At 34.3% G+C, this 11,199-nt stretch carries 12 protein-coding genes; all 12 read right to left on the bottom strand.

What is annotated here, in order from left to right; all coding sequences use genetic code 11:
• Nucleotides 1-48: 48 nt before the first annotated feature.
• A complete protein-coding gene (locus MHI10_RS03335; protein ID WP_340782910.1) occupies nucleotides 49-414 on the bottom strand; it encodes a hypothetical protein in 366 nt (121 codons plus the stop codon).
• A 68-nt stretch (nucleotides 415-482) separates the two neighbouring features.
• The gene (gene pseI / locus MHI10_RS03330; protein ID WP_340782909.1) at nucleotides 483-1,535 is read right to left on the bottom strand and encodes a pseudaminic acid synthase; all 1,053 of its coding nucleotides are present in this window, start codon (nucleotides 1,533-1,535) and stop codon (nucleotides 483-485) included.
• Nucleotides 1,532-2,089, bottom strand: a complete 558-nt coding sequence (pseH, locus tag MHI10_RS03325) for a UDP-4-amino-4,6-dideoxy-N-acetyl-beta-L-altrosamine N-acetyltransferase (RefSeq protein ID WP_340782907.1) — start codon at nucleotides 2,087-2,089, stop codon at nucleotides 1,532-1,534. The genes pseI and pseH overlap by 4 nt, the downstream gene beginning before the upstream one ends.
• Nucleotides 2,090-2,202: 113 nt before the next feature.
• Complete coding sequence (gene pseG, locus MHI10_RS03320) at nucleotides 2,203-3,216, bottom strand: UDP-2,4-diacetamido-2,4,6-trideoxy-beta-L-altropyranose hydrolase (RefSeq protein ID WP_340782905.1); 1,014 nt, start codon at nucleotides 3,214-3,216, stop codon at nucleotides 2,203-2,205.
• A gap of 9 nt (nucleotides 3,217-3,225) precedes the next feature.
• Entirely contained in the window at nucleotides 3,226-3,954 is a 729-nt protein-coding gene (locus MHI10_RS03315) for a glycosyltransferase family protein (RefSeq protein ID WP_340782903.1), read from the bottom strand.
• Complete coding sequence (gene pseC / locus MHI10_RS03310; protein WP_340782900.1) at nucleotides 3,951-5,108, bottom strand: UDP-4-amino-4,6-dideoxy-N-acetyl-beta-L-altrosamine transaminase; 1,158 nt, start codon at nucleotides 5,106-5,108, stop codon at nucleotides 3,951-3,953. The genes MHI10_RS03315 and pseC overlap by 4 nt, the downstream gene beginning before the upstream one ends.
• Before the next feature lie 37 nt (nucleotides 5,109-5,145).
• Complete coding sequence (gene pseB / locus MHI10_RS03305) at nucleotides 5,146-6,111, bottom strand: UDP-N-acetylglucosamine 4,6-dehydratase (inverting) (RefSeq protein WP_340782898.1); 966 nt, start codon at nucleotides 6,109-6,111, stop codon at nucleotides 5,146-5,148.
• Nucleotides 6,111-7,928, bottom strand: a complete 1,818-nt coding sequence (locus MHI10_RS03300) for a motility associated factor glycosyltransferase family protein (RefSeq protein ID WP_340782897.1) — start codon at nucleotides 7,926-7,928, stop codon at nucleotides 6,111-6,113. The genes pseB and MHI10_RS03300 overlap by 1 nt, the downstream gene beginning before the upstream one ends.
• Nucleotides 7,929-8,478: 550 nt before the next feature.
• Entirely contained in the window at nucleotides 8,479-9,720 is a 1,242-nt protein-coding gene (locus MHI10_RS03295) for a flagellin N-terminal helical domain-containing protein (protein WP_340782895.1), read from the bottom strand.
• 209 nt (nucleotides 9,721-9,929) lie between these two features.
• Nucleotides 9,930-10,151, bottom strand: a complete 222-nt coding sequence (gene csrA, locus MHI10_RS03290; RefSeq protein ID WP_340782893.1) for a carbon storage regulator CsrA — start codon at nucleotides 10,149-10,151, stop codon at nucleotides 9,930-9,932.
• Nucleotides 10,151-10,594: a flagellar assembly protein FliW gene (fliW, locus tag MHI10_RS03285; protein WP_340782891.1), complete on the bottom strand. Its 444-nt coding sequence runs from the start codon at nucleotides 10,592-10,594 to the stop codon at nucleotides 10,151-10,153. Before fliW ends, csrA begins: the two co-directional genes overlap by 1 nt.
• Before the next feature lie 14 nt (nucleotides 10,595-10,608).
• Nucleotides 10,609-11,175 (bottom strand): DUF6470 family protein, encoded by a 567-nt coding sequence (locus MHI10_RS03280; protein WP_340782889.1) that lies wholly within the window; start codon nucleotides 11,173-11,175, stop codon nucleotides 10,609-10,611.
• Between the last annotated feature and the right edge of the window lie 24 nt (nucleotides 11,176-11,199).

The following is an 11,199-nucleotide window of genomic DNA, read 5'->3' as shown; positions in this document are numbered from 1 at the left end:
CTCGCGGTTTTACATTTACTCCGCGAGTTTTTTGTTCATATTTAAATATCAACTAACTTTTTGTATGAATTTCCAATCAACAGCATGTTTAAACAAAGGTCTTAGTTCCATTTCAACTAGTGTCCCTAACTCGTCAAAGTTTTCAGCCTCTAAAGCGGCGTTGATTTTTTCAAAAAGAGGAATGACTTCACTAATCGGACTTTGAATTTGATATGAATGTATTTGCATCAATTTTTCTGCCTCGATTAACCAAGACAACCCCTCGCTTAAGGCCTGAATTCCTTGAATACCTGCTTCAATTTCATTCGTACTAAATGCATTAGTGATATAGGAGCATCCGCCCTCTATCTTCACAACATATTCATAATATGATTGCATTGTTTCTTGGATTATTTGATCTACGTTTTGAGTCATATATTTTGCTCCTTTATAGTTAGCCTAGTCTTAATATCGTCTAAGTTTAAAGTAAACTTAAGTAACCTTTATAAATCTTCAAACTTTAAAGGCATACCTACTGAAAAATCTCTTTGAGACTTTTTATTGAGGATATGGTTGAAAAATTTCGGCTCCAATCCATACCCTGGTCGAATAATTTTAATATTCTCTTTTGTAAATTTTTCACCTGCTTTAATATCTTTCGACACGTAAATTGAACGGCGAAACTTCAAAGATGCTTTTTCTTTCTCAGTCGGACCATAAGTCACTTTCCCCAATGCTAACCAAGCGCGTTCTGTTTCTTCTACAAGTGCCTTCATTTCTGCTGGCTCCATCGAAAAGGCAGAATCCACACCACCATCAGCACGATTTAGTGTGAAATGCTTTTCAATGACTGTTGCTCCTAATGCAACACTCGCTACGGCCACACCAATTCCCATAGTATGATCTGATAACCCAATTTGTACATCTTCAAATAACTGCTTCATATGTGGGATTGTTGAAATATTTGTATTCTCTGGCGTAGCAGGATATGTACTTGTACATTTTAATAGCACGAGATCTTTACATCCAGCCTCTTTTGCAGTTCGTACTAATTCATCTAATTCAGCTAATGTCGCCATTCCGGTTGATACAATCATCGGTTTACCTGTGGATGCTACTTTTTTTATAAGTGGTAAATCCGTATTTTCAAAAGAAGCAATTTTATATAGCGGTACATCTAATTCCTCTAAAAAATCAACAGCGGTTTCATCAAATGGGGTACTGAATGCAATCATCCCTAATTCTTTTGCACGGTCAAAAATTGGCTTATGCCATTCCCAAGGTGTATGTGCCTCATCATATAAATCATGAAGTTTTCTACCTTTCCATAGGTTTTCTTCATCTTTTATTATAAAGTCGGGTGTATCTACATTTAATGTTATTGTATCTGCCGTATATGTTTGAATTTTCAAAGCATGTGCTCCTGTTTTCGCGGCAGCTTCTACTATTTCTAATGCACGTTCTAATGATTGGTTATGATTTCCTGACATCTCTACAATGATGAACGGCTTTTCTTGAGAACCAATTTTATATTGCTCTACACTAATTGATTTCATTTAAATCTCTCCTCTAGCTCTACTTTTATTACTTTAGATTTTCTCTGCCACTCATCTTTAAACAAACTATAAACATATACATCTTCATAATGCTTATCTCGTTTAATGTGCTTCCTTAAAATACCATCCAAATTGAATCCTAGTTTTTCATGAAATCTTTGGCTTATTTCATTAGATTCAATTACTTGAGCACATATTTTTCTTAATTCCAAATCAACGAAAATGTAGTTAAGAGATGTATAACCTAACAGTAAACCTGTTCCTTTTGGTGCATGTTCATCCCCAATATAAAAACCCCATTCACAAACTCCAGATTCTTTGTTAATTATACTAACATTTAAAACACCATAATCTACACGATTACAAGAGAAAACTTTCGCTATTCTATCACTTTTGTTTGGCAATGAATTATACCATTCTAAATGTTCTTCCCAGATAATTTCTTCACTATTAAACATTTTTGAACGAATAAATAATTGATTTCTCCAATCAAAGATTCTTTTTACATCATCTAAAGTTATATTTCTTAATTTTTCTTGAAATAAATTAGCCATTATGCCACAACCCTTATTGTTTTCACTCTATCCTGTTTTATCAAGCATGAATTTTATTAATATAACTTTCAAAAACTATTTCAAAACTCTATATAAGGAGCTACTAATCTATTTTACATCGCAGTTAAATTTCTTATATTTTCTTCAAATTTCTCTTTATTAGCCATGACATTTTTTAAACAATCAGCTATATGCTCCTTTGTAACGGCATTATATACACCTAAAAAAATAATTGCATCTGTTATTGCCAAATCTTCAGCAGCTTTTACTTGGTTATCTGCTACTGCAATTACTATTGAGGGTAATTGTAAATAAATTCTCTCCCACGTTGTTGCTCCACCAGCACCTATCGCTAAATCGGCTTTAGCCATAAGTTCTGCCATATTATTTATTTGGCAATAATATGTTAATAGGCCGGAAGTTGAACACAATTTTTCGATTTTCACCTTATTTGGATTAGAGTTACCTACTACAACATCAACTTTCATTTTTTCTAGATGAATTATTGGTAAAATTGCTTTCAATACTTTTTCTGTTTCATTCGTTGGATCACTACCACCAAAGAAGACGAATATCCTTTCAATCTTACCTGTAAAATGCTTAATCATTTTACGAGCTTCTATAAATTCTTCGCGTAATAAAGCGTGTTTAGGTCCTAATAGCAATCGTGCACTATCTGGCACTAAACCGTTATACCTTAAATCTTTATCCAAGTAAAAATTTTGATCGAGTAGCTCATCACAATTATGCGAACGGTTCGCTAAATCATCAATAACCATTATTTCTTTAGTAAATGGCCGAACTACTTGCTCCCATTTAATATCTATTGAATAGTGATCAATAATTAGTCGTTCTACTTTGTATTTGCGTAAAATATCAATCGTTTCCTTAGCATCTGTTTCCCAATGCTCTACTACATACGTCCATAAAGATTCTTCGATAACAGGCAATTGATATACATAAAAGCCTTGTTGCCCTATTAGCTCTATGCAATCACCTTCTGCACGTCGACAAATAAAGGCTACTGTCTTCCCTTGTTTTTTTAGTCGGTTAGCTAAAGTTAAGCAACGCATTACATGACCTGTGCCGATTTCAACGGAAGCATCTACTCTAATAAATATATTCATGCAATCACCTTATAATTTCTTTTGTTCAATATGCGCATTAATATTAAACCACTCCAAATTTTCTTCCATTATATTTACAGTATCCTGTAAGGTAAATTGAGAATTTTTAGCATACAGAGCATCAATTATATTTTTAATTAGTTTAAAGTCTTCCTCCGTATCAACAGTCCAACGATATTTACTGTAATCCGTTTCATTTTTGATATGACCAATTTTAAATACATCTTGATTTGTATAAAAATAGGCAGTTACATGCTCTCGATCTCGTTCTAAAGATGCCTCTTTATACGCTTTTTCTAAAATTGCAAATGTGAAAATCTCAGTATCTAAACCTCTTGGATATGTACGTTCTACTGTATTAGAGACATAGTCGTAATGATCCGATTCTAAAAAATACTCTATCGTTTTATCTACTACTTGCACATCAATAATAGGGCAGTCTGAAGTTATTCTAACAATCGCATCTGCTTTAAACTTTACAGCAGTATCATAGTACCTTGCTAATACATCCATTTCAGAACCTCTATAATAAGACACACCTTGTTGCTCACAAAAGGCGACTACATTATCATCTTGTATTTCTGTTGTTGTAGCTATAACAATTTCATCGATGAACTTACTAGCTTTTAGTCTATCCAGTTGATATGAAAGTAAGGGACGTCCATTTATCTCTTTCAATATCTTACCTGGTAAACGCGTTGACCCCATTCTTGCTTGAATAATTGCTACAACTTTCATTTGCTCACCTTCTTAAGTTCACTTATTACTGTTATAACTACATCCTTTACATCTTCATTCGTCATTTTCGGGAACAATGGTAAAGTTATTATTGTTTCATACAATGCTTCAGCTTTTGGCATTGAACCCTCTTTATAGCCTAATTCTTTATAATATGACAATGTATGAACTGGTATATAATGTACATTAACACCAATATTTTGTGCCACTAATGCTTCAAATATTTCTTTACGGGTCGAATTAATCTTGTCTAAATTTAATTGAATCACATATAAATGCCAACTTGAATTCCCTTCAAAAAGTTGCTTGGGTGTTACTAAATATTCAGTGTCTTTAAATGCTTCATCATACATTTGTACAATTTCGCGACGTCGCTCTACAAAATTATCGAGCTTGTCCATCTGACTTAATCCCAACGCTGCCTGAATATCCGTCATTCGATAATTATAGCCTAAAAACTGCATATCATAGTACCAAGGTCCATCATTTTGAGTCATGCTTTCCATGTCTCTCGTAATACCGTGCGAACGGAATTGTACTAGCTTTTTATAATAGGACTCACTATTCGTTGTAATAACGCCCCCCTCACCTGTTGTAACATGTTTTACAGGATGAAAGCTAAACATCGTCATATCACTTAATGCACCAATCTTTTTTCCTTTATATTCAGCACCAAGCGCATGTGCCGCATCTTCAATCACAATTAATTTATGATTCTTTGCAATAGCATGGATTTCATCTAACTGTACCGGCTGTCCTGTAAAATGCACCGGAATGATTGCCTTTGTTTGTGGTGTAATTTTCTTTTCAATTTCTATAGGATCTATATTATATGTAACTTCATTAATATCCGCAAAAACAACTGTGCCACCTTCGTAACTTACACAGTTTGCGCTGGCTGCAAATGTAATTGGTGTTGTAATTACTTCATCACCCTCGCCAATTCCCGCAGCAAAACATGCACCGTGAAGTGCCGCTGTTCCATTTGAAAAGGCAACTGCATATTTAGCACCTACATAATTAGCCACCTTTTGTTCAAAGTTGGCAATCGTCGGACCTGTTGTTAAATAGTCGCTTTTTAATACATTTATAACCGCTTCTATGTCATCGTTTTCTAACCATTGTTTTCCGTATGGTAAATAGTCTTTACGCATAAAAACTCTCCTTTTACAGAAAAAATGCAGTCAAAGACTACATTTCTCCTACTAAATCTTTTAATTGTTCGATTGTTAACCATTCGGTATTGTTATCACTTGTATAAGCAAATCCATCTGGAAGTGAATTACCTTCAAAATTATTTTCTTGTGTCCACCATGAAAGCTCTGGAAGGATTGCGTAATATGAATCATATTCTACAGTATGTCTTGCATCATCTTCCATAATCATTGCTTCATGTAGCTTTTCTCCCGGACGAATTCCGATAATTTCAATTTTACATTCTGGTGCAATTGCTTTAGCCAAATCTGTTACCTTCATACTTGGTATCTTCGGTACGAAAATTTCGCCGCCTTGCATACGCTCTAGGTTATCAAGGACAAACTGAACACCATGCTCTAAAGTAATCCAAAAACGAGTCATACGTTCATCGGTTACTGGCACTGTACCTGTTTCTTTGATTTTCTTAAAGAATGGAACGACACTCCCCCGACTACCAACTACATTCCCATAACGCACTACAGAAAAACGTGTCTTCTTTTCACCTACATAAGCATTTGCTGCTACAAATAATTTGTCTGATGCTAATTTTGTCGCACCGTATAAATTTACCGGACTACATGCCTTATCTGTTGAAAGTGCTATAACCTTTTCTACACCACGATCAATCGCTGCTTCAATAATATTTTGTGCGCCATTAATATTTGTTTTTACCGCCTCAAACGGATTATATTCACATGCATCTACATGCTTCATTGCAGCAGCATGAATGACAATATCTACTCCATCAAACGCACGATATAAGCGATCTTTATCTCGCACATCTCCAATGAAAAATCGAATGCGTTCATCTTGGAACTCTTGTTTCATTTCATATTGCTTTAATTCATCACGGCTAAAGACAATTACTTTTTTTACACCTAGTATAAGAGCTTTACGGATAAATTTCTTTCCGAATGAACCTGTCCCACCTGTGACTAATACTGTTTTATTATTTAACATCATTTTTTCACCTTTAAATTCTCTAAATTTCCTATAGTTTTTTCGATATAATCTTCCATTTCAGATAAGCCTACAATTAGAGGTGCTAAAAATTTCAAATTCAAGTTTTTCATTCTTACTAAATGATCATATGAATATATTTGCTCCATATTATTTTCATCCCACATGCTCTTTATAAGTGTTGATTGAAAATTATGCATAAGTAATGGATGTATAATAATTTCATGCTTTAATTTATCAATTTCATTCAAATGCTCTATTAACTTATTTTTACTCTTATTAACGGCATTTTTTGAAATCTCCACGTTCTCTAGTATACTAAACATCTTCATGGCAATTTCCCTTACTGCTCTGAAGTAATCCTTTTCCTTCACTAATTTCCCTATTACATTATTTTTATCTAAATCATATTTCCCATAATCAATAATATTAAATTTAATATCCTTACAATATTCTGATATAACATTTTCTAACGGCATTTGAACTGTATAATTTATTTTCGCACCACCTTCAGTAGCATTAATTACAAATAAATTATCTTGATTAATTTGCTTTTCAAACCAATTTTTAAATGCTAACCACATATGAGTAGATTTTACGGATCCCCCAAAATACCCCTCAGTTGTATCATCTAAAAACGAATTCTTCTTTTTATCAATCTCTACACTATCGTATGAAGTACCGCTAGCATGAGTTTGATCGTTATCATTTCCATAAGCTAAATCTTGTCCTACTAATACTATTGGGGAACATTCCATATGTTGTGCCAATCCAAATGCCACATGTGCACAAGATAAGCCCATGAATATATATTGAGCTTCTGAAGCTTCAAGTAATTTTCCAAACCAGGTATACTCACTAACACCTTCACGTAATGGTAGCATAAACTTCCCTTTAAATTCTTTCAAAATACGACTATCTATTACTGGTGGAGCAACTAGCGTAACTTCTTTAGGTATTGTTTTATCCTTATAAAAGTATTCATACACTTTATCAATACGCTCTACAGTACATACGAAATCTGGTACAATCCCTTCCATTAATAATCTTTCGACAATTGTATCAACTGCAATTATTAACCCCTTCGACTTAACTTTTTTTAATAAATTTATATTTTTGTTTAAAGAAGGTCCAGCAGAAATAATGAATGCCGGCTTATCACGATTTCTCCCTTTAATATTAGCTGGGTCTATCGAATCAAACATATAAGGAAGGTTTTCTAAATTTTGCTTAAACCCTTGTAAATTATCAACAATATCATTTCCAAGTGAAATTACTGTCGTTCTAGTTGATTGACGTATTAGCTGTATACATTTTTTTGTTAGCTCCAAATCATATTTTCGATAGTATGCTGTTAAATAAAATGTAATATTTTTTACTAAACCAGTTATCTTTAAATTTAACAATAAACCTTGTAAATATTCGCTTATATTAGATAGTTCTGAACCCACAAAAAGATAAACATCATCCCTATCTAATATATCCATTTGCTTATTTGCTAAAGTGTGGCTGAAAAAGGTTGGATTGGGTTCAATAATAATAAGAACTGATCCCTTATTTTTTTTCCTACATAATTCCTTTATTTCTTTCAGGGAATATACACCAATAACAAATATTAATTCTTTTCTTAGTGCATTTGTTTCAAATTCTTTATCAAAATTATCCTCGACTATAAAAAGTTCTTCCTTTTGATTCGCAAAGTATTCGAGATTATTTTCTTTAAACATAAATTTAGGAAATATATCAGTATCCTGTAAAGGATTAATCCAATGAAACGAGTTTTTAGATATTATTTCAATATTTTTATTAACTAACATTCTTTTACCACCATAATTCTTATTTTTATTGGAAATTTTTTAACTTACAATCAAAAAGTTTTCTACTTTCTCTATGTATATATCGGATAGTATTTTTGTTCTTTAATTAGATTTTTTCAGTTCTCTATTCAATAATTCAGAACCTTTTATTTGTACTACACGCGAAACATTCGAGCCTTGTCCATATCCGTTAGTATTCTGAAGGTTCAGCCACTTCTGCTCACCTCAACACAAGCCGCTAATGTTTTTTATTCACTTATTACTTTCTCACGATTGCTTCTACTGTGAACTAGTCGATAAATTCTTTCATGTTCACCTGTTTATGCAGAATATCTACTTAACAATGATTTTGTTAAACACTTGAATTTTGATTTCGGCAGATTGTATCCTTTAGACAGATTCATTTTGTAGGTGCTAAACTTCTATTAACCATTGTTTTAAATATTAAAACATTTATGAGCCATAGACTCGCTACCCATGTATGAGTAATTTTTATGTAACGGAAAAAGAGAGAGGAAACAATTCCCCTCTCTTAAATAGAACTACTATATTAACCTAATAATTGAAGAACACCTTGTGGTTGTTGGTTAGCTTGAGCAAGCATAGATTGAGCAGCTTGCATTAAGATATTGTTCTTTGTGAACGACATCATCTCAGCAGCCATGTCTGTGTCACGGATACGTGATTCAGCAGCTGTTAAGTTTTCAGAAGTTGCACCAAGGTTATTGATTGTGTGCTCTAAACGGTTTTGAACAGCACCTAGGTTAGAACGTGTATCAGATACATTTTTAATTGCAGCATCGATATCAGTAATAGCTTTATCTGCACCTTTTTGTGTTAATAGACTAACACCTTTGATATCTACATTCGAATTACTGCTAAGTGCTTCATCAGCAGCAAAGACTAATGTTGTACCATCATAGTAACCAGCTTCAGATATAACTTTATTAGTTGTTGAGTGACGAACTGCTTCTTTAAATGTAGCAGTTCCACTAGAATAAGTCATTTCAGAATCAAGACCTAGCTTAGATGCTGTTTCACCAGTTACAGTTGATCCAGTTGAATAACCAGAACCAGCAGCACCATTTACAACGGTAATAGTTGCACCAGCAGTTAATTTGTCACCAGCTACAACTGCAGCTGCAGCTGTATTTCCAGCTACATAGTATCCAGCAGTCGCTGCAGTAGCATTATAAGTAGCGACATGTGTACCAGTAGATGTTTGGAATGTAATTTCGTTAATTACATCTGTATTATTACCGATAGTCCCTTCTTCTTCGCCTTGGATTTTAAGAGCTTTAGAGCTTACATCTCCAACGCTTAATTGAATGTTTTGGCTTTCGTTTGCACCAATGTGGAATACGCGATCTTGGAAGTCACCGTTTAATAATTTTTGCGTGTTGAACTCAGTGTCAGTAGAAATACGAGTGATTTCTTCTTTTAATTGAGTGATTTCTTTGTCAAGAGCTGCACGGTCTTCAGCAACGTTTGTATCGTTTGAAGATTGTACTGCTAATTCACGCATACGTTGTAAAATTGCGTGTGTTTCGTTTAATGCACCCTCAGCCGTTTGGATAAGAGAGATTGAGTCGTTAGCGTTTTTCGTAGCCATATCAAGACCACGGATTTGTCCACGCATTTTTTCAGAGATTGCTAAACCTGCAGCGTCATCGCCAGCACGGTTGATTTTGTAACCTGAAGATAACTTCTCAAGGTTTTTAGAAGCTTGAGTGTTGTTGAATGCTAGGTTACGGTGTGTGTTTAAAGCCGAAATGTTATGTTGAATTCTCATTTGGAATTCCTCCTTGAATGATTTTTGTCATCCCACATCCGTGTGGAATGCTGTTGGCTTTGGTCGTATTATGTACTTCCACTGCCCTACACTATATATATCGTTAGGGAGTTGGAAATGTTTAATAGTTTTTTAACTTTTTTCTTAAATTATTTTTTTCTCATTTTTTTATAGAAACTCCCTACTATATAAAAGCAGAGAGTACATAATCATTTCTTCTTTAATTGCTTCATAAAGTCTGGAATCGTTCCGCTAAGCGCTTCTTTATTCTGCGCCTGTATCGCATCGAAAATTTCTGAGCGGTGCACTTTGATTGATTTTGGTGCGACGATGCCGAGCTTTACTTGATCGCCATCAATCGAGAGAACTTTCACTTCGATTTCGTCGCCAATCATAATTGTTTCGCCTTTTTTTCTTGATAGGACGAGCATTACTTAGCACTTCCTTCCATTTCACCGATTGGGTAGCGCAATGGATAGTTGGCGCTATCTTGGAGAATGATTTGCTTTCCTAGCTTTGTTTTTGCATTAACAATTATTGGCGCTAATAAATTCATTGTGGATTCAGGGAAAGTTTCTTTTAATGTTACAATCGCATACGTAATGACATCATTCGCATTATGAATTTGCAATTCTTTTTTATCTTCTTCGCCAATATCAAAGGCGTAATCCTTATTAAACGCATATGGGAAAGCTACAACAAAACCCATTTCTGCTGCATCAATTGATTGTAAAAGAGCTAACGGTAAATCTGCATCCAGTCCAAGTAAAACGTATTTTTTGTACTCTGGAAATCCTGGTAACCCTTGTTCAAATGTTAAAATTTCCGATTCTTGAATTTCTACTTCACCTAAAAATTTCGTTTCAATATTCATGTTTAAGGCTCCTTTTATCCGACTACGTCAATTTGTACATCTGGTCTTTGTACCATTGTACCAGTTACTTTACCAGGTGTGTATTGATGGATTGGTTTGTTCACTTGAGCGTCAATTTTAGGTGCATTACGCTGAATATTTACATCCGTCGTTCCTGGTGTAATATTCACTTTTACCGAACCAATGGATGGGATAAATTTAATATTATACGGGCCTGGGCGTTGCGGACCGTGATTTTGTTTCGCGATTTGTGGAATCGTCGCCCCTTCTTGACCGCGCCCACCACCCTTCATAAGTTGGTAGCCTTCACTTACTCTGCGCGCGATTCCTTGTAATGCACCTTGTTTTCCTTTTTGGGCATATTCAGCAATGACTTCTCCCGTAGGTGTAATACCTAAATCGCGCCACATTTGATCCATATTAATATCGAGTTTCGCATTCGTTGTACGAATTTCAAGCGTTGCTGCCGGTTGTGAAATTTTTAAAGTTGCTTGCGGTTGTTTAATAATTTGCTGTGATTTGGATGTATTCCAATTCATTTGAATATCCGTTTTAGTAATTTGAATTTGTGGGATTCGCATCCTTTTCCCTCCCTTTATTAGCTA

The organism is Solibacillus sp. FSL K6-1523 (assembly GCF_038005225.1).
GTDB lineage: Bacteria > Bacillota > Bacilli > Bacillales_A > Planococcaceae > Solibacillus.
This window is presented reverse-complemented; position numbering and strand designations above follow the sequence as displayed.